Origin of the sequence: Mycobacteroides saopaulense (assembly GCF_001456355.1) — a bacterium.
Taxonomy (GTDB): Bacteria; Actinomycetota; Actinomycetes; order Mycobacteriales; family Mycobacteriaceae; genus Mycobacterium; species Mycobacterium saopaulense.
In genome coordinates this window covers 1,399,451-1,417,318 of the sequence record NZ_CP010271.1, presented here as the reverse complement: position 1 = coordinate 1,417,318, position 17,868 = coordinate 1,399,451, and the positions used below count along the sequence as shown (strand labels likewise).

The 17,868-nt window shown below is 65.1% G+C and carries 15 protein-coding genes; 9 read left to right on the top strand and 6 right to left on the bottom strand.

What is annotated here, in order from left to right:
• Positions 1-26: 26 nt before the first annotated feature.
• Positions 27-2,333 (top strand): Tex family protein, encoded by a 2,307-nt coding sequence (locus MYCSP_RS07075; protein WP_235629551.1) that lies wholly within the window; start codon positions 27-29, stop codon positions 2,331-2,333.
• 293 nt (positions 2,334-2,626) lie between these two features.
• On the opposite strand, the gene MYCSP_RS07070 is transcribed toward MYCSP_RS07075, so the two are convergent.
• Together MYCSP_RS07070 and MYCSP_RS07065 are read right to left on the bottom strand one after the other, a co-directional pair.
• The gene (locus MYCSP_RS07070; protein WP_088413469.1) at positions 2,627-3,199 is read right to left on the bottom strand and encodes a hypothetical protein; all 573 of its coding nucleotides are present in this window, start codon (positions 3,197-3,199) and stop codon (positions 2,627-2,629) included.
• Positions 3,200-3,262: 63 nt separating this feature from the next.
• Positions 3,263-3,988 (bottom strand): hypothetical protein, encoded by a 726-nt coding sequence (locus MYCSP_RS07065; RefSeq protein WP_088415494.1) that lies wholly within the window; start codon positions 3,986-3,988, stop codon positions 3,263-3,265.
• A 56-nt stretch (positions 3,989-4,044) separates the two neighbouring features.
• On the opposite strand from MYCSP_RS07065, the gene MYCSP_RS07060 reads away from it, so the two are divergent.
• From MYCSP_RS07060 to cysC, 5 genes are all read left to right on the top strand, one after another.
• Complete coding sequence (locus MYCSP_RS07060) at positions 4,045-5,244, top strand: AAA family ATPase (RefSeq protein ID WP_088413468.1); 1,200 nt, start codon at positions 4,045-4,047, stop codon at positions 5,242-5,244.
• A gap of 88 nt (positions 5,245-5,332) precedes the next feature.
• Entirely contained in the window at positions 5,333-6,694 is a 1,362-nt protein-coding gene (locus MYCSP_RS07055; protein ID WP_088413467.1) for a sulfatase family protein, read from the top strand.
• A 76-nt stretch (positions 6,695-6,770) separates the two neighbouring features.
• Positions 6,771-7,574: a trehalose 2-sulfotransferase gene (gene stf0 / locus MYCSP_RS07050; RefSeq protein ID WP_070911248.1), complete on the top strand. Its 804-nt coding sequence runs from the start codon at positions 6,771-6,773 to the stop codon at positions 7,572-7,574.
• The gene (gene cysD / locus MYCSP_RS07045) at positions 7,571-8,488 is read left to right on the top strand and encodes a sulfate adenylyltransferase subunit CysD (RefSeq protein ID WP_083013983.1); all 918 of its coding nucleotides are present in this window, start codon (positions 7,571-7,573) and stop codon (positions 8,486-8,488) included. The genes stf0 and cysD overlap by 4 nt, the downstream gene beginning before the upstream one ends.
• A complete protein-coding gene (cysC, locus tag MYCSP_RS07040; RefSeq protein ID WP_083013982.1) occupies positions 8,488-10,365 on the top strand; it encodes an adenylyl-sulfate kinase in 1,878 nt (625 codons plus the stop codon). The genes cysD and cysC overlap by 1 nt, the downstream gene beginning before the upstream one ends.
• Positions 10,366-10,387: 22 nt before the next feature.
• Here the strand turns inward: cysC and MYCSP_RS07035 are convergent, their stop codons facing one another.
• Positions 10,388-10,729 carry a DUF732 domain-containing protein gene (locus tag MYCSP_RS07035; RefSeq protein WP_070911488.1) on the bottom strand — a complete coding sequence of 114 codons (342 nt, stop codon included), beginning with the start codon at positions 10,727-10,729 and terminating at the stop codon, positions 10,388-10,390.
• 133 nt (positions 10,730-10,862) lie between these two features.
• Here MYCSP_RS07035 and MYCSP_RS07030 point away from each other — a divergent pair, with 133 nt between their 5' ends.
• Entirely contained in the window at positions 10,863-12,698 is a 1,836-nt protein-coding gene (locus MYCSP_RS07030) for an APC family permease (RefSeq protein ID WP_088415492.1), read from the top strand.
• A 4-nt stretch (positions 12,699-12,702) separates the two neighbouring features.
• Here MYCSP_RS07030 and MYCSP_RS07025 read toward each other — a convergent pair whose 3' ends face one another.
• The gene (locus MYCSP_RS07025) at positions 12,703-14,082 is read right to left on the bottom strand and encodes a cation:dicarboxylate symporter family transporter (RefSeq protein ID WP_088413466.1); all 1,380 of its coding nucleotides are present in this window, start codon (positions 14,080-14,082) and stop codon (positions 12,703-12,705) included.
• Positions 14,083-14,218: 136 nt separating this feature from the next.
• Here MYCSP_RS07025 and MYCSP_RS07020 point away from each other — a divergent pair, with 136 nt between their 5' ends.
• Entirely contained in the window at positions 14,219-14,950 is a 732-nt protein-coding gene (locus tag MYCSP_RS07020) for an MmpS family transport accessory protein (protein ID WP_088413465.1), read from the top strand.
• Here MYCSP_RS07020 and MYCSP_RS07015 read toward each other — a convergent pair.
• Entirely contained in the window at positions 14,947-16,266 is a 1,320-nt protein-coding gene (locus MYCSP_RS07015) for an MFS transporter (protein ID WP_162266321.1), read from the bottom strand. The two genes, MYCSP_RS07020 and MYCSP_RS07015, sit on opposite strands and share 4 nt — an antisense overlap.
• Positions 16,267-16,376: 110 nt before the next feature.
• On the opposite strand from MYCSP_RS07015, the gene cmrA reads away from it, so the two are divergent.
• Positions 16,377-17,180, top strand: a complete 804-nt coding sequence (gene cmrA, locus MYCSP_RS07010; RefSeq protein WP_083013979.1) for a mycolate reductase — start codon at positions 16,377-16,379, stop codon at positions 17,178-17,180.
• Here cmrA and MYCSP_RS07005 read toward each other — a convergent pair.
• A complete protein-coding gene (locus MYCSP_RS07005) occupies positions 17,177-17,836 on the bottom strand; it encodes a TetR/AcrR family transcriptional regulator (protein WP_235629550.1) in 660 nt (219 codons plus the stop codon). The two genes, cmrA and MYCSP_RS07005, sit on opposite strands and share 4 nt — an antisense overlap.
• Positions 17,837-17,868 lie beyond the last annotated feature (32 nt).

Sequence of the window (17,868 nt, the reverse complement as noted above, 5' to 3'; positions counted from 1 at the left end):
ACGCCCGCCTCGCTGCGGAACTGGCCGTGGCCGAGGCCCAGGTCGCGGCCGCCGTGCGGCTGCTCGACGAGGGTGCCACGGTCCCGTTCATCGCGCGTTACCGCAAGGAAGTCACCGGCAGCCTGGACGACGGTCAGTTGCGCGAACTGGAAGAACGGCTGCGGTACCTGCGGGAACTCGACGAGCGCCGTGCCGCGGTGCTGTCCTCCATCGAAGAGCAGGGCAAGCTCACCGATGACCTGAAGGCGGCGCTGCTCTCTGCCGATACGAAGGCGCGTGTCGAAGACATCTACCTGCCGTACAAGCCGAAGCGTCGTACCAAGGCCCAGATCGCTCGCGAGGCCGGACTGGAACCGCTGGCCGACCGGTTGCTGACGGACCCGAGCCTGGTGCCCACCGAGGTGGCCGCTGAGTTCCTCACCGAGAACGTGGCCGATGCCAATGCCGCGCTCGACGGCGCCCGCCACATCCTCATCGAGCGTGCGGCAGAGGACGCTGAGCTTGTCGGCGCCACGCGCACCAAGTTCTGGGCAGACGGCGCACTGCGAACCGCACCGTGGTCTGAGGACGCCGCGAAAACCGAAGCAGCACAGAAGTACCGTGACTACTTCGAGTTCTCCGAGCCTCTGGAGAGCATGCCTTCGCACCGCGTGCTCGCCGTCATGCGTGGCGAGAAGGAACAGGTTCTGGCCCTCAACTTCGACTGCGGCGACGACGCCCCTTACGAAGCCATGGTCGCGCAGTCACTCGGTGTGAACCTGACCGCCAAGACCCCGGCGACGCCCTGGTTGGCCGGCACCGTCCGGGTCGCCTGGCGCGCCAAGCTCATGTTCTCCGCATCCGTCGACGCCCGACTCAAGCTGCGTCAACGCGCCGAAGAAGACGCCGTCAGCGTCTTCGCCCGCAACCTCAAGGACCTATTGCTGGCCGCGCCCGCGGGTACCCGCGCCACGCTCGGTCTTGATCCCGGGTTCCGGACCGGCGTCAAGGTGGCCGTGGTGGACGGCACCGGCAAGGTGGTGGACACCTGCGCGGTCTATCCGCACCAACCGCAGAAGAAGTGGGATGAGGCCAAGGCCACCCTCGCGGCGTTCGTCGCCCGCCATGGCGTCGAGTTGATCGCAGTCGGCAACGGAACCGCATCGCGCGAAACCGATGCCCTGGCAGCCGAACTCATCGCCGATATCAAGGCTGCGGGAGCAAAGGCCCCGACTAAGGCGATGGTGAGTGAGGCGGGCGCGTCGGTGTACTCGGCATCCGCCTATGCCGCACATGAGCTTCCGGACTTGGATGTGACGCTGCGGGGCGCGGTGTCGATCGCGCGACGTCTGCAGGATCCGTTGGCCGAGTTGGTGAAGATCGAGCCCAAGTCGATCGGCGTTGGGCAGTACCAGCACGATATCACTCCGGGCACCCTCGCGCGCAGCCTCAATGCCGTCGTCGAAGATGCCGTCAATGCCGTTGGTGTCGATCTGAACACCGCCTCGGTGCCGCTGCTGGCGCGAGTCTCCGGGGTGACGGAATCCCTGGCAGAGTCCATCGTCGCGTACCGCGAGAAGGTGGGCGCGTTCCGTAGCCGCAAGGGCCTGTTGGAGGTTCCCCGCCTGGGTCCCAAGGCCTTTGAGCAGTGCGCCGGGTTCCTGCGTATCCAGGGCGGCGATGACCCGCTGGATGCCTCCGGTGTGCATCCCGAGTCCTACCCGGTGGTCCGCAAGATCCTCGATCGCTCGGGGATCACGCTCGCCGAGCTGATCGGCAACGAACGCTCGCTGCGCTCACTCAAACCTGCCGACTTCGCCGACGACCGATTCGGAATACCCACCGTCACAGACATTCTCGGCGAGTTGGAGAAGCCCGGGCGTGACCCCCGGCCCGCATTCACCACCGCAACGTTCGCGGCCGGTGTCGAGAAGGTGTCGGACCTGAAGGTCGGCATGGTGCTGGAAGGTGTCGTGACGAACGTGGCCGCGTTCGGCGCGTTTGTCGACGTCGGTGTGCATCAAGACGGCCTCGTGCACGTGTCGGCGATGTCGGATCGGTACGTGTCCGATCCCCACGAGGTGGTCAAGTCTGGTCAGGTGGTGCGGGTGAAGGTCACCGATGTGGACATCCCACGCCAGCGGATCGGACTGAGCCTGCGCCTCAATGACGATCCACCGCAGGGCAAGCGCCCCGAACGGGCCAGCGCTCCCCGCCGTGACGACAGGAACCGCGACGACCGGAATCAGGGTCGCCGGAACCAGAACCGCGACAAGAATTCCCGCCAGCGGGAAGAGTCTCGTCCGACGGGTTCGATGGCGGACGCGCTGCGCAACGCAGGTTTCGGGCGGTAGGGCCTCGGGGGATCCTCGCCCGGCCTCCCGATCACGAGGCCTACGGGGATCACGCCTGGCTCGACATCGAGAATTCGTGGAGCGCTGTCGATGTACCAAATCACACACTCGGTGCCATCAATCAGCGCATGGTCCCCTTCGTAAATTGTCCGATCGCCAAGTTGCGCCCCATCCACGATCGCAGCCTCCCCATGCCCGGTGATAGTGAAGCGGTGCATCGAAGTCAGCTCGATCATCTACCGCCCTCGATGATCTCGTGGCGGCGCAGAAGCGATCTTGCGCTTCATCTCCCCTCAGAACACCCAGCTGCCTGAAGCGGCCAGTACAAAGCCGTGCGGAGGGAAGTCAGCCTGGCCAAGGCTTTGCCAGGCATGGCAGGCGAAGATGAAATCGTCCCCATTGCCGCTACCGCACGACATCAGAATGCTCCGAGTATTGAGGAACACCTGCAATTGTTTCCCGGCAGAAAAGTGCGGGTACGTATTGAGGTCCCCCAAGGAGTTAGATCCTTTGAGGAATCTTGCGTAAGGGGCGCCTGAGGTGCCGATATCAATACGGGCGATGTTCTCGCCGTTCGGCATTCCCGGTAACTCACCCGCGCAGGCGACATCAGCGGGTGGCATTTGGAAGGTCCCCCATGCCTGCAGACGTAACCGGCAATACACCCCATCGGCGGGCGAGAAGATGTTCTCGATCGGCCACTGTTTCCCGTCGGTCGGATCGAAGCCCGCGGGATATTTGATCGAGGCCATGGGCAGCGAGTCGATGTCCGGGAACGCGGGGTCCGCGTTCGCCGGCGCAGTGAAACAAAGTGATCCGACCAGGTTGATCATCAAAACGGCTGTCGCGATGGCTAGCTTGCGCATCCCCCCGGGTCCCATGCCGGATGATGGTACCGAACACCGTTGAGGCGTAGAACCTGGTGATCTCTAGCGCCGTTGACGCTCTTCGGTGCTGGTGCAGAAATGATCCCGCGCCTCGTCGGCTGCGAGACCGATGCGCGCAAGGTCGTACACCTTCTCCAATTGGCACGGGCTCATGCTTCCGTCCAACCGAACTCCATCGTTCTGAACCGACACGATCGGCGCAAGCTCGTCACCATCGAACCGATAGATCCGCGTGAGCCAGCTGCGTGTTGGGCCGGTCCCATACTCCGCGATAAAGCCGTCTCCGGCATGCCAGAAGTCACTGCCGAACAGTGCACCGACATCATGCATCACGTCATCACGCAGGTGCGGAGCATGCACCGCACGGAACTGTGTGGAGTTACCCGTCGTCCGCCACAGCGCCCAGTGCGAATTCGGATGCGCGCCACCGGTGTCCAATGAAAGGAGCAGCTCATCGCGGCCGTCGCCGTCCAAATCTCGCAACAGCATGACGCCGGATTCGGGCGAGTCCTCGATGGCATGGCTGACCGTTTGAACCATCACTCCGGAACGCGTGAAGATGCGAATCCGGGCAGATGTACCAACAATCCGTTTCTCGAACCGGAGCCCCAGCGCATCAGTGGAGGTGAACTCGCAGTTCTTGGCACCGACGCTACTGAGGATGTTCCTGCACTGCGCCAGCGAATCGGTGCCGACACGGCACGACGGCACCCCCGCAGCGCAGAGCAGCGCCGCGACAACCGCGACCAAGCCTCGTACCCGGAGCACAGTCGCAGCGTAACCGTTCACCGTCAGATGTCGGTGCCCTTGGTTAACCTGGCGCCGTGCTCACCACTGTCGCCGTTCGGGGATACCGGTCGCTGCGCGATCTTGTGCTGCCGCTTACCCAACTCACGGTCGTCACCGGCGCTAACGGGACCGGAAAGTCGTCGCTTTACCGGGCACTGCAGCTACTGGCCGACTGCGGCCGTGGTGAGGTCATCGGGTCGCTGGCCCGCCAGGGCGGACTGCAATCGGCGATGTGGGCCGGGCCGGAGAACCTCAAGGGCGCGCGACGCACCGGTACCGTTGAGCCCACGGTCCGCACACGGCCCCTCTCTATCGAGCTGGGTTATGCGTCAACAGATTTTGGCTACCTGGTAGACCTCGGCCTGCCGATTCCCGGCGATTCCGCGTTTGGCCGAGACCCGGAGATCAAGCGCGAGATCGTGTTCACCGGACCATCGGTTCGCCCCAGCTCGACCCTGGTCCGCAGAATCCGCCCCGTCGCGGAAGCTCGTTCGGATTCAGGTCGCGGGTTCGAGGACTTCAACCGCTCGCTACCGACATACCGCAGCGTACTCTCCGAATTCCCTGGCAGGTTCCCCGAATTGGGTGCGGTGCGGGACACGCTACGTGGCTGGAGGTTCTACGACGGGTTCCGCGTGGACATGCAGGCGCCGGCTCGTCAACCTCAGATCGGCACGCGCACAACGGTGCTCTCCAATGACGGCAGCGACGTGGCAGCCGCCATCCAGACGATCATCGAGACCCGCAGCGATACCTTGGACAGTGCCGTCGCCGCTGCGTTCGACGGCGCCTCGGTGTCAGTCGCCGTCCGCGGGGGGATCTTCGATCTGCAGCTGCAGCAGAATGGGATGCTGCGCCCGCTGCGCGCGGCAGAGCTGTCCGATGGCACGTTGCGCTTCCTGCTGTGGGCCGCGGCCCTGCTGAGCCCTGAACCGCCGCCGCTGATGGTGCTCAACGAGCCGGAAACATCGCTGCACCCCGACCTCATCGCTCCACTCGCCACGCTCATCCGCGCAGCGGCCGCGAAGACCCAGGTGGTGGTGATCACCCATGCGAGTGCTCTTGTCGACCACCTTGCCGCACGTCCGTTGCGCGACATCCTTGCAGGCGAGAACGACCGATTCGACGAGGCCGGACCGGCGATCAGACTCGAACTCGTCAAGGACTGGGGCGAGACGCAGATCGTTGGGCTCGACCCTCTCAGGGCTCCTTCATGGCATTGGGTGTCGCGCTGAAGAGTTAGGTGCTCGCCCTGAGCGGAACGGTTGCCAGAAACGCAAGGCACACTGTTGGCTGGACCGTCGAACCACGGAAGGGAGCACAGTGACCGAAGCGTCACGGGACAACGTTCTGATCGTCCATTGGCACGACCTCGGTCGCTATCTAGGTGCCTATGGGCATCCCGACGTGTGCAGCCCGCACCTGGACCAGCTGGCCGCCGACGGCATCCTGTTCACCCGCGCGCATGCCACCGCACCATTGTGCTCACCGTCGCGCGGTTCCCTGTTCACGGGCCGGTACCCGCAGAGCAATGGCCTGATCGGCCTTGCCCACCACGGCTGGGAGTACCGCGCCGGAGTGCGCACCCTCCCCCACATTCTGTCCGGATCGGGCTGGCACACAGCCTTGTTCGGAATGCAACACGAAACCGCGTACCCCGCGACGCTGGGATTCGACGAGTACGACGTATCGAACTCCTATTGCGAATATGTGGTGGAACATGCGACCCGCTGGTTGCGCAATTCCCCGCAGTCGCCGTTTCTGCTCACCGCCGGATTCTTCGAGACGCATCGCCCCTTTCCGAGGGAGCGCTATGAACCGTCAGACGCCGAGACGGTAAACGTCCCCGATTACCTGCCCGACACCCCTGAGGTCCGCGATGACCTCGCCGAGTTCTACGGCTCCATCTCCGTGGCCGACGCCAAGGTCGGTGAGCTCTTGGAGGTGTTGGCCGAGACGGGCCTGGACCAAAACACCTGGGTGGTCTTCATGACCGATCACGGCCCGGCATTGCCACGGGCCAAGTCCACCCTGTACGACGCCGGTACCGGAATCGCTTTGATCGTGCGTCCACCGCGTGGCCGCGGCACCGAATCGCTGCGGTACGACGAGCTCTTCAGCGGCGTCGATCTGCTGCCCACGCTTTTGGAAATACTCGGTGTAGAAATTCCCGAGGAAGTTCAGGGAGTTTCCCACGCCGGCAATATCGTGAAGCCGTCGGGCGAACTAAAAGAAGTGCGTTCCGAGGTATTCACCACGAAGACCTATCATGATTCCTTTGATCCTATTCGCGCTATTCGCACGAAGAATTACAGCTATATAGAGAATTACGCGCCCCGGCCGGTTCTGGACCTGCCCTGGGACATTGCCGACAGCCCCCCGGGCCGGGCCGTTGCCACGCACATCACCGGACCCCGGCCCCATCGCGAGCTCTACAACCTTGTGGACGACCCTGAAGAAGCTCATAACCTGCTGGGAACGGTTGCCAACGAGGAGTCGGAAACCATCGCCAACGACCTGGCACTGCGCCTCAACCACTGGCGGGAGCAGACCTTCGACGTGATCCCCTCAGATTTCGCGGGCACACGTATTTCCGAGCGATACACCGAGACATTCCTGCGCGTCCACGGCAGACCCGGAGCCAACCGATCCGCGATCGCCAACGAACGCGGAATCGAACAATAGTTATGTTCGCGGTGATTGCAATTCATGGCGAACCCAATTAGTCGAATACAAAACAATTGCGGTTAGGCTACTGCGCATGCCCGACCACCCCACCGCATATCTGGTGCTCGCCTCGCAGCGCAGTGGCAGCACCCTCCTGGTGGAATCCCTGCGCGCGACCGGTGTAGCGGGCGAACCACAGGAGTTCTTCCAGTACCTGCCCACCACGAGCCAGTCCCCGCAGCCGCGGGAATGGTTCGCCGACGTCCAGGACGAGTCGATCCTGCGCCTGCTGGATCCGCTGGACGCGGGCAAGCCCGACCTGGCGCCCGCCACCATCTGGCGCGATTACATCCGTACTGTGGGGCGCACCCCGAACGGAATCTGGGGCGGCAAGCTGATGTGGAACCAGACCCCGCTGCTGCTGAACCGCGCGCAGGGTCTGCCCGACCGCTCCGGCGAGGGTCTACTCGCCGCGATACGCGACGTCGTCGGCAGCGACCCGGTGCTGGTGCACGTGTACCGACCGGACGTTGTGTCCCAGGCGGTTTCGTTCTGGCGCGCGGTGCAGACCCGGGTGTGGCGTGGCCGTCCCGATCCGGTCCGCGACGCACGCGCCGAGTACCACGCCGGGGCGATCGCCCACGTCATCACCATGCTGCAGGCGCAGGAGGCGGGGTGGCGCCGCTGGTTCGCCGAGGAGAACATCCAACCCATCGACATCTCGTACCCATTCCTGTGGCGCAACCTGACTCAGGTGGTGGGCACCGTGCTGGAGGCGCTGGGACAAGATCCCCGATTGGCGCCGCCGCCGGTGCTGGAGCGCCAGGCAGATCAGCGGTCCGACGACTGGGTGGACCGATACCGGGCCGACGCAGAAAAGGAGGGACTGCCGCTATGACGACGATAGAAAATCCACTACAGGTCAACGAACTTCGGCTGTTGGAGGCCGAGGCGGTGCACATCATCCGCGAAGTGGCCGCCGAACTGCAACGCCCGGTACTGCTGTTCTCGGCCGGCAAGGACTCGATCGTGCTACTGCGGTTGGCCGAGAAGGCCTTCCGGCCCGCACCACTGCCCTTCCCGGTGCTGCACGTCGACACCGGGCACAACTTCCCCGAGGTCATCGAATTCCGCGACCGCCGCACCACCGGGCTTGGCCACAAACTGATCGTCGCCTCGGTGCAGGACACCATCGACGCCGGACGGGTCGCCGATCCGGGCCCGGGCGCCTCACGCAACCGCCAACAGACTCGCACCCTTCTGGACGCGTTGGAAGCCGGCGGTTTCGACGCGGCATTCGGTGGCGCGCGACGCGACGAGGAACGTGCCCGGGCCAAGGAGCGCATTCTGAGCTTCCGCGACGAGTTCGGGCAGTGGGATCCTCGCGCCCAGCGGCCCGAACCGTGGTCGCTGTACAACGGCCGCATCCGCAAGGGCGAACAGGTCCGCGTGTTTCCGCTGAGCAACTGGACCGAGCTGGACATCTGGCGCTACATCCAGCTGGAAAACCTTGAGCTGCCCTCGATCTACTACGCGCACCAACGCGAGGTGTTCGAGCGTGACGGCATCTTGCTGGCCACCTCCGAGTACGCCATCCCGACGGCCGACGAGACAGCGGCCACCGAATGGGTGCGCTACCGCACCGTCGGCGACATGACCATCACCGGCGCCGTGCGCTCGCAAGCCACCGAGATCGAGGGCGTGATCGCGGAGATCTCCGTGGCCACCGTCTCCGAGCGCGGCGAGACCCGCGCCGATGACCGCACATCCGTGGCCGCCATGGAAGACCGGAAACGAGAGGGCTACTTCTGATGAGCACCCAGACCGCGGTGGACACCCGCCAACTTCTGCGCATCGCCACCGCCGGCTCGGTGGACGACGGCAAGAGCACGCTCATCGGGCGGCTGCTGCATGACACCGACAGCCTGCCGGTCGATCATCTGGAAGCCGTTACCGACGACGAGGGAAACGCCGATCTCGCCGCGCTGTCCGATGGCCTGCGCGCCGAACGCGAACAGGGCATCACAATCGATGTCGCGTACCGCTTCTTCTCCACCGAGAGCCGCAGCTACATCCTGGCCGACACCCCCGGCCACGAGCGCTACACCCGCAACATGTTCACCGGTGCCTCCAACGCCCATGTCGCGATCCTGCTGGTCGACGCCCGGGCCGGGGTGCTGCGTCAGACCCGCCGCCACGCCCGCATCGCAAAGCTGTTGGGCATCAAGCACTTTGTGGCCGCGGTGAACAAGATCGACCTAGTCGACTTCGACGCGGAACGGTTCGCGGAGGTGGATCGCGAGCTGCATCTGCTCGCCGACCGGCTGGGCAAGGTGGACATCACGGTCATTCCGATCGCGGCCAAGCACGGCGACAACGTGGTGCACCGCTCGCAGAACACATCGTGGTACTCCGGCCCCACCCTGCTCGAATACCTTGAAAACGTCGAGCTTTCACCTCCACAGCCGGAAGCCGCCAAACTGCGCCTGCCCGTGCAGTGGGTCTCGCGCCCCACCGCCGACCAGCGTCGCCGGTATACTGGCCGCCTGGCAGCAGGCACACTCAGCGTCGGAGATTCGGTGGTGAACCTGCCGTCGGGGACGCGCTCCACCGTCACGGTGGTCGACACCCTGGACGAAAGCCGTTCCACCGGTGTGGCTCCGCTGTCGGTCTCGATCGAACTGGCCGACGACATCGACGTGGGCCGCGGCGACGTGCTGGTGAGCGGAGCCGAGGATGCGGTGCTACCGGTGCTGGCCCGCGAGCTGGATGCCACGGTCTGCTGGTTCACCAACGGCCCGCTGCGCGCCGGCGACCGGCTCGCCCTCAAGCAGGGCACCCGGACGGTGCGCGCCACCGTCCAGGCCCTGCACACGCGGCTGGATCCGGAGACTCTCGACGAGCTGGACGGTCCGGTTGAGTTGGCGCTCAACGACATCGGTGCGGTCACCCTGCGTACCAGCTCGGTGGTGGTGGCCGATTCGTATGCCGACAGCAGAGACAGCGGCGCCTTCATCCTGATCGACGAGGCGTCCAATGACACCGTCGGCGCCGGCACCATCATCGAGGCACGCGAGGTCAAACCCGAAACGCACTCGCGCACCGACATCCGTTGGCACCCGTCGGCGCTTGACCGTGAATACCGTTGGGACAGCACGGCGCAGCGCGGTGCCATCATCTGGTTCACGGGGCTACCGGCATCGGGCAAGTCGACCATCGCGGTGGCAGTGGAACGCGCGCTGGTGGAATCCGGGCAGGTTGCCTACCTGCTCGACGGCGACAACCTGCGCCACGGGCTCTCCGATGACCTCGGGTTCTCGCCGGGCGACCGCGCCGAGAACATCCGCAGGGTGTCGCACCTGACGCGGCTGTTCGCCGACGCCGGCGTGGTGGCGCTGGCATCGTTGGTGTCGCCGCTGCGCTCCGACCGGGAGACCGCGCGCAGCATCAACGCCGCGGCCAAGCTGCCGTTTATCGAGGTCTATATCTCCACACCGCTGGCCGAATGCGAGAAGAGAGACCCCAAGGGACTGTATGCACGGGCGCGTGCGGGTGAATTGAAGGGTCTGACAGGTGTGGAGGCGCCCTACGAGGCCCCGGAAAATCCCGAACTGGTTCTCGACACGACCGGTGCCGATATCGACGGGTTGGTTGCTCAGGTGATCGAGGTTCTTAACCGCGCTCGCTGAGCGCGGTTAAGAACGAACCGGCCTAGGTACGGTTAGCCGCGCGCTCCAGAACGGGCCGCTGCTCGGGGCAGTACTCGTCGATCGAAGCGCCCAGGAACTGCCACTTCTGCTCGGTGGTGCTCTTCCGGTCCAGGTTCTTGGCCAGGAACTCGGTGGACTGGTAGGCATCCTTGTCCAGGCCGGTGTCCAACCGGTGACAGGCGATCTTGCCCAGGTAAGCAGTCTTGTCCGGTGGCGCGTAGATCCCGTAGGAGTGCAACGTCTCGTTGAAGCTGACGTCATCGGCGTGCGCCGGAGAGGCCATGGCGATCGCCGCAGCACCCGCACCCATCGCGATCATCGCAGTAAGACTGAGTCCCTTCATGCCAGTGAGTCTACATCCGTTGACCTCATCGGACATAGGTTCGCGGATGTCATCGTGATTGACACCACTGCCGTGGCCTCAGGATCGCATAAAGAACCACGAAAAGCACCACCGCGTGGCCTACTCTCCCTCGGTGGTTCCTGCCCCTTCTCTTCATCCCGCACCGCAGCGCGTCGCGGACCCCCGCCTGCGCCGCGTCCTGAAGGACGACGCGCACAAGCTGACCTCTGTCGGCGGGCTGGCCGCGTTGTCCCTCGACGCGTTGTCCTCAGTCGCCTACGGCCCCGAGGCCATCGTGCTGGCCCTGATCGCCGGCGGCGTCGGAGCCATCACCTTCACCCTGCCGGTGGCCATTGGGATCACGGTGCTGCTCATCGTGCTCGTGTTCTCCTATCGCCAGGTGATCGCGGTCCACCCTGAAGGCGGCGGCTCGTACGCCGTGGCGAAGAAGGACCTCGGGCGCGGGGCGAGCCTGCTGGCCGCCGCGAGTCTGGTGGTCGATTACGTACTGACCGTCGCGGTGAGCCTGGCCGCCGGAGCAGCGAGCCTGGCGAGCGCCTTTCCCGCTCTCGCCCCGCACCTGCTGCCGGTCACGCTGATCGGCTTGGCGATACTGACGATCCTGAACCTGATCGGCATCAGCGAGTCGGCGAAGGTCCTCATGCTGCCGACGCTTCTGTTCATCGTGTGCATCCTGGCGGTCATCGTGTTCGGGCTCGCACACGCCACCCCGGTAGCCGTCATCGGGAAGGATCTCGGCCCCGTCGAGCCGGTGAGCGCACTCGGAATCATCTTGGTCCTCAAGGCATTCGCGGCCGGATGCTCATCCCTGACGGGCGTGGAAGCCATCGCCAACGGCGTCCCGGCCTTCAAGACTCCCGCTATCAAACGAGCCCAGCACACCGAGGTCGCCCTGGGAATCCTGTTGGGCGCCATGCTGATCGGACTCAGCATTCTCATCAAGGCCCACCATGTAGTACCTCGCGGTGACGTCACCATCCTGGCGCAGCTGTCCGCCGCGGCATTCGGCACGGGGCTGCCGTTCTACATCACCAATGTCACCGTGGCGCTGATTCTCGGATTCGCCGCCAACACCAGTTTCGGCGGATTGCCGGTGTTGATGAGCCTGCTCGCCAAGGACGACCGGATGCCGCACCTGTTCGGACTGCGGGCGGAAAAGCCGGTGTATCGCTACGGTGTCGCAGCCCTCGCGATCTTCGCGGCCCTGATCCTCATCGCCAGCGACGCAGACACCCACCGGCTGCTGCCGCTGTTCGCGATCGGCGTGTTCATCGGCTTCACCATCAGCCAAGTCGGCTTGGTCAAGCACTGGTTCGGCGCGCGTACCCCCGGCTGGCATTGGAAGGCCGCGTTGAACGGCTTCGGGGCCACGCTGTCGGCCCTCGCGATGGTGGTGTTCTTCGTCAGCAAGTTCTCCGAGGGCGCTTGGCTGCTCGTCATCGTGATCCCGCTGCTCATCCTCCTGTTCGGACGCACCGAGTCCTACTATCAGGGCGTCAAACGCGAACTGGCGCTGGATGAATTGCCTGCTCTGACGCCGACCCCCCCGGACCAGACACCGCTGGTGATCGTGCCCATCGACGACATCAACAAGCGAACGGTGCACCTCTTGGAGGCTGCGCTGCATCTGGGCGGCGAGGTGGTTCCGGTCACCATCAGCCGCACCGATCAGAAGGCCAACGCGATGACCAAGCGTTGGGCGCAATGGAATCCGGGCCTGGAACTGGTCGTGCTTCCTACCGCGCATCGGTCCCTGGTGACTCCGCTGGTGGAATACGTCAAGAAGCGACAATGCGACGGCCGTCAGGTGACAGTGCTCATCACCGAGATCAAGACCAAGCGTCGCTGGCATCAGGTCCTGCACAACCAAACCGGGATCGTGCTGACGGCCAACCTCATCGACCGCACCGATGCGATCGTCGCCAACTATCCCTACCGGATGGGCTGACGTCTCATCCGGCCGCCTGCACGGGTGCCTTCTCAGCCTCGACATCACCCACGTGATCGTCGAGCATGGTCGTCTCGTCGAACGGCTCCGCCCCCGAGAGCACGGACTTGATCCGGTCGCGGTCCGTCGTCTTGGTCCAGGTTCCGATGAGCAGCGTGGCCACCGCGTTCCCGGAGAAATTGGTCAACGCCCGCGCCTCGGACATGAACCGGTCGATGCCGACGATCATGCCCACTCCGTCGACCAGATCGGGCCGATGGCTTTGCAATCCACCCGCCAGCGTTGCCATTCCGGCCCCGGTCACCCCGGCCGCACCTTTGGAGGCGATGATCATGAACGCCAGCAGTGAGACCTGCTCGCCGATCGACAGCGGCTTGCCCATCGCGTCGGCGACGAACAGCGAAGCCATCGTCAGATAGATCGCCGTCCCATCCAGGTTGAACGAGTATCCGGTCGGGACAACGATTCCCACCGTCGACTTCTCCACGCCGAGGTGAGTCATCTTGGCGATCAGCCGCGGCAGCGCCGATTCGGAGGACGAGGTCGAGACGATGAGCAGGTATTCGCGTGCCAGGTAGCGCACCAGCTTGAAGATCGATACCCGGGCCACTGCCCACAGCAGCGCGCCCAGCACACCGAAGATGAAGATCACGCACGTGGTGTAGAAGCCGAGCATCAGTGCGCCCAGTTCCTTGACGGCGTTCCAGCCGGTTTGGCCGACCACATTGGCGATGGCACCGAAGGCGCCGATAGGCGCCAGCCACAGCACCATGATGAGGACCTTGAAGACCAGCTTCTGAAGCATCCCGATACCGCGCACGATCGATTCCCCGGTGGATCCGAGCGCCTGTACCGCGAAGCCGACCAGTAGTGCGATGAACAGCGTCTGCAGCACGCTGCCGGAGGTCAGTGCCGAGAACATGGTCTCCGGCACAATCGATTTGATGAAGTGCCAGGTGCCGCCGGCAGCGTGGGCCTGGTCGGCGTACTTGGCCCCCGCGCCCTGATTCGCGGTGGACAGGTGCAAGCCGGTGCCGGGCGCGAGCAGGTTGCCGACCACCAGCCCGATCGCCAGCGCGACCGTGGACATCGCCAGGAAGTAGACGAACGCCAACCCGCCGACACGACCCACGCTGGCGGCCTTGCGCACCGAGCCGATGCCCAACACGATCGTGCAGAAGATGACCGGACTGATCATCATCTTGATGAGGCTCACGAAGATCTCACCGAGCACGCCCACCGATTTCCCGAATCCCGGCCACAGCAGGCCGACCGCGACGCCCAGCACCACCGCGACGATGACCGCGATATAGAGCCAATGGGTGCGGTCCTTGTGTTTCTTGGGTGGGGTGCTCTTGGAAGCCGTCGATTCGGTCACTGTCATGGCCCCTATCGTGCCGTACCGTGACCGGGATCACAGCGCGACCCCGCCATTGTCCTACCTCCCGGTGACGATCCGCCGAAAACACGGCTGACGGGCTTTCACCTGCATTGATAGCTTGGCGGGTACCCTGACGGCCATGGACAGCAACCGCCGCGACGATGCGGCCGCCTCGAGCGGCTCCACGTCATACGGGTCGTGGTCGCAGTCCAGCCAACCGTTGGACTACCCCGAAGACCCTGCCTACGCATCACAGGCGTTCGAGTACCCCGCGCTCGGGGGCACCGCCCAGCCCAACCAAACGGCGGTGCTTCCGCAGCAGTACGGCTCGTATGGCCCACCGCCCAAGGATCCCGAGCCCCCGCGCCGATCGAACACCTTCTGGCTGTGGGTTGTCGGGATCGGCGCGCTGGTGGTGATCGTCGCGCTGATCATCACGCTGTTCGTGCTGATTCAACGGCAAGACGACAGGCCCCCAACCGTTGTCGCCACTCCCTCGACGCGAACCTCGACGACCACCGTGCCCAGTCGGCCGACCATCCCACCGATACCGAGCTTCACCATTCCGCCGATCCCGGTCAATCCCCCAACTCAGGGAAGCCAGGCCGCGACGGAGACCGTGGTCTACGAGGTGGGCGGCCACGGCCCGGCCCTCAACATCACCTACTTCGACGCCAGCGGCTCCCTGCAAATGGAGTTCAATGTCAAGCTGCCGTGGCGCAAAGAGGTCAAGTTGAACACCGAGCAGGTGACGAACGCCGTGGTGATCGCCGCCGACTTCTCGCACGATGTGTCGTGCTCGCTGGTTGTCAACGGAACACAGAAGAGCACGACGTCAGGAAAGATGGCGACCTGCAGCACCCTGAGCTAGCTTGCGCCGCTGACGGTTTCGCCGGTGACGGGGTGGTATCGGGGAACCTTGACCAGCATGACGGCCACCAGTCCCAATCCGATCATCAGCACCGGGCCGGCGATACCCGCACGGGTGGCATGAAAGAGCAGCGCGAACGTGGCGAACAGCCACGGACCGACGAAAGATACTGCCCGGCCGGTCATGGTGTAGAGGCCGAAGACGAATGCCTCCCGACCGGCCGGAGCCATCCGCAGCACCAGCGTGCGGGCCGCCGACTGCGGAGGCCCGACGAACGCCGCGATGGCGAGCCCACAGACCCAGAACGCGGGCTGGCCCGTCAGGAACATCATTACGACGCCGAGGGTGACGATCGCCGTCAATGAACCGACGATGATCCCCTTGGAGCCCAGCCGGGTGTCGATCAGTCCGCCCACCACCGCGCCGAGCGCTGCCATGACGTTCCCGGCCACGCCGAACAAGGTGATGTCCGCGCCGGACAGATGGAATACGCCGTTGGCGATGACCGGCGTCAGCGCGAACATCGCGACCATCCCGTCGCGGAAGATCGCACTCGCCATGAGGAAGTAGATGATGCGCCGATCCATATGCCATTGCTCGACCAAGTCGCGCCACAACTCCCGATACACCCCCAGCAGCCCGGGCGAGCTGGGCGGCGGAGCGCCCGGATCGGCCAGCGGTCGGCTGAGCACCAGCGGCAACGCGAACACCGCGAACCATGCCGCCGCCAGCAGCGCGGACACGCGCACGTCGTAGCCGTCGCCGGCCGGTATGTGGAAGAGACCGCGGGTCGGCCCGTCTCCCGAGATGAAGCCCAGGTAGCACACCAGCAGGACCACGACGCCCCCGATGTACGCGGCGGCCAAGCCGAGGCCGGACACCCGCGAGGCATTGGCCGGCGTGGTGAGCCCGTGCAGCATCGCGTTGTAGGGGACCTGGGCCAGCTCGTTGAATACCGAACCCGCGCAATACAACCCGAGACCCAACCAGAGGTAGCGATTGTCCTCGCGCACCAGGCTCATCGTCGTGGCGACCACCACCACCAAGGTGGTGAGTGTGCCCAGCGCGACGCGGCGCCGCTGCGGGGTGTCGGCCCACACCCCGATGACCGGCGCAAGCAGGAAGACAAGGACACCGCCCAGACCCATCATCCAGCCGAGAAGGCCCTGCGGCACCCCGTCGGGCATGCCCGCACCGACCCGACCCGTCAGGTACGGCGTGAAGATGAACATCACGATGACGGTGTTGAAGGCCGCCGACCCCCAGTCGAACGCCGCCCAGGCAGCTATCCGGCCACGTGAAGTGTGGGTCTGCAATTGTCGGCCGGTCCCTGGGTCTTGACGCCCCACCGGGTTCTCGACCCCAGGCATGCTCATTACCGACCAGCGTAGCCTGGGGCGCCAATGGCAACCTTTACGATTGCCCCATGCCGATACCCGCACCAAGTCCCGATGCCCGCGCCGTTGTCACCGGAGCCTCCCAGGGCATCGGCGCGGCGCTTGCCGAAGAGCTTGCCGCCCGCGGACACAGCCTCATCATCACCGCCCGCCGCGGTGAGATTCTCAGCGACCTCGCCAACACCCTGACCGAGAAGACGGGCGTGATCGTCGAGGTACGCGCGGTGGATCTAGCCGATCCGGTCGCCCGCGATGTGCTGTGCAAGGAACTCTCCGAGCGCAATATCTCCATCCTGTGCAACAACGCCGGGACGGCGACGTTCGGGCCCATCCGCGGCCTGGACCCCGAGGGCGAACGCAAGCAGGTGCAGCTCAACGCTGTTGCGGTACATGACCTTACGCTGGCCGTGCTGCCCGGCATGCTTGAGCGCGGCGCCGGCGGCATCTTGATCTCCGGATCGGCGGCCGGTAACTCCCCGATTCCCAACAACGCGACCTACGCGGCGACCAAGGCCTTCGCGAACACTTTCTCGGAGTCGCTGCGCGGCGAACTCAAGGGCACCGGCGTGCACGTCACCCTGTTGGCCCCCGGGCCGGTGCGCACCGTCGAACCCGACCCCGCCGAGGCATCGATCGTCGACAAGGTGGTTCCGGACTTCCTGTGGATCAACGGGGAGTACACGGCACGCGTCTCCCTGGATGCGTTGGAGCGCAACAAGATGCGCGTTGTTCCCGGCATCACGTCCAAGGCGATGTCGGTGGCTGCGGGTTACGCCCCGCGTGCCATCGTCGCTCCGATCGTGGGGAGCTTCTACAAGAAGCTCGGCGACTAACCCTGACCCCGCAGGTCCAGGAGCGCGGCACGCGCGGTCTCGACCTTTCCCGGATCGAGGGCTTGGTCCGGGTCGATGATGACGCCCTTGCATCGCAGGAAGGCATCGACCGAGGCCCTCAGAGTCTCGGCAAGGCGCTGAGCGACAGCATCGTCGGGCGGCGCGTCCTGCGCCAGTTGCCATATCGCCGTCGTCGCCGCGGCACCGATCAAGGCGGCCGCCAGTTGGTCGGCGCCGGCCGGATGCACGTTCACCCGCTCCAGGAACGACGAGATGGCCGCCGCGAGCTCGGCGATGGCCCCACGTGGACGCAGCGCCGGGGCAGGCTTGCCTCGCATGCTCACCATCTGATGCTCGAAAAGGAATCGGGTCGACTGCGGGTACCGCTGCACCAGCTCGATGAAGCGAGATGCGGCCCGCTGCGCGGACTTTCTCGGCGGAATACCGATGTCGACGGCGCCGGTCAGCTGCCGCCGGATCGCGGCCACCATGGCCTGCGCCACCGCGCCGAACAGATCATCGCGGTCTTCAAAATGCCGATACAGCTTGGGTTTAGCGGAGTTGGCCGCGCGGACGACGTCCTCCACCGTGGCCGACGGGCCGTTCCTCTCGATCGCGACGATGGCGGCGGCAACGAATCTGCGGCGCACCCGCACCTTGTGCTGTGCCCATCGTTCGCGCCGCGCAT

Coding starts and splice junctions, on each gene's coding strand:
- cysD (WP_083013983.1), top strand. CDS start 7,571: ATGACGACGATAGAAAATCCACTACAGGTCAACGAACTTCGGCTGTTG.
- MYCSP_RS07070 (WP_088413469.1), bottom strand. CDS start 3,199: ATGCGCAAGCTAGCCATCGCGACAGCCGTTTTGATGATCAACCTGGTC.
- MYCSP_RS07025 (WP_088413466.1), bottom strand. CDS start 14,082: ATGACAGTGACCGAATCGACGGCTTCCAAGAGCACCCCACCCAAGAAA.
- cysC (WP_083013982.1), top strand. CDS start 8,488: ATGAGCACCCAGACCGCGGTGGACACCCGCCAACTTCTGCGCATCGCC.
- MYCSP_RS07035 (WP_070911488.1), bottom strand. CDS start 10,729: ATGAAGGGACTCAGTCTTACTGCGATGATCGCGATGGGTGCGGGTGCT.
- cmrA (WP_083013979.1), top strand. CDS start 16,377: ATGCCGATACCCGCACCAAGTCCCGATGCCCGCGCCGTTGTCACCGGA.
- MYCSP_RS07020 (WP_088413465.1), top strand. CDS start 14,219: ATGGACAGCAACCGCCGCGACGATGCGGCCGCCTCGAGCGGCTCCACG.
- stf0 (WP_070911248.1), top strand. CDS start 6,771: ATGCCCGACCACCCCACCGCATATCTGGTGCTCGCCTCGCAGCGCAGT.